Annotated in this window: 1 protein-coding gene; it reads left to right on the top strand. The window is 59.1% G+C overall.

The window, feature by feature from the left end; all coding sequences use genetic code 11:
• The coding region (locus ADL08_RS38045; protein WP_234352086.1) for an RHS repeat-associated core domain-containing protein at positions 1–536 on the top strand (536 nt) is incomplete at its 5' end.
• Positions 537–1,044 lie beyond the last annotated feature (508 nt).

Below are 1,044 nucleotides of genomic sequence, written 5' to 3'. Positions count from 1 at the left end.
GCAACGGCGGCAAGTCCTTCTACTACCTCACCGACGCCACCGGCAACGTCCTGGGCCTGGTCGACGAGGCGGGCAAGCGCACCCACACCTACGCCTACACCGCCTACGGCACGAGCCAGAACGCGACCGAAACCTTCCCCCAGCCCTACCGCTACGCCGGCGCCTACCTCGACCCCACCGGCCTGTACAAGATGGGCGCCCGCTACTACGACCCCACTCTCGGCCGCTTCACCCAGCCCGACCCCTCCGGCCAGGAGACCAACCCCTACCTCTACGCCGCCGGCGACCCCATCAACCACACCGACCCCACCGGCCTTTCCTTCCTGTCGGGTGTGGCAGATTTCCTGGATGACAGCAACGATATCTGGGGAGCCGTTACCGGCTGCGTTGCTGGGATCGGTGCTGCCGCGGAAACCGGGGTGCTTGCCTACGCCAGTCTCTATGGACCTGTTGGAACCGGGTTCGCTCTGGTTGGAAGCTGCGCCGTAGGAGGATTCCTCGGCTACAACAACGCAGACATCATCAGCTACGGGTAATGGCTTCTAGGGAAGAATAGATGCCTTGTGGCCGAGGCGGGAGTAAATTTCACTTCCGCCTCGGCTGCTCAAAGCCCGGAAACTATATTAATGGAGGCAAGAAAATGAGCGGCAAGGCGAAAATGGTAGTTTTTACGATCCTGATCGTGGCGGCTACTGTCGCGGCGTTCATCCAGGGAAGCATGACTGAAGGATCTGGGAAGATTGTACTTTTCGTCATCGGATCCCTGGGTGTAGTTTCACTTGCTATGGGAGCCTATGCTTTCCGTGGTTCCAGGGGGACTCGAAGGAGCTGAAGGATGGCCGGGCCGAATTTCCTGGCGTTCGCCGTTCAGAATCCCCAAAAAAGGCTTTACGTGATTTGGGTTTCCTGCGGAATGGTTCATGTCCGATAGGGTGATCGCGGACGTTTAGAGGTTGTCTCACATGGTCTGAGCTGCATGGGGCATGATGGCGCTTGTGGCTGTCGATCTTTCCTCTCGTCTTGTTCCTGACGGGTTGTGGGCTC

This window comes from Streptomyces sp. NRRL F-6492, assembly GCF_001280125.1.
Lineage (GTDB): Bacteria > Actinomycetota > Actinomycetes > Streptomycetales > Streptomycetaceae > Streptomyces.
Note: the sequence above shows the minus strand (reverse complement) of the source record. Positions and strands in the feature narration are given on the sequence as shown.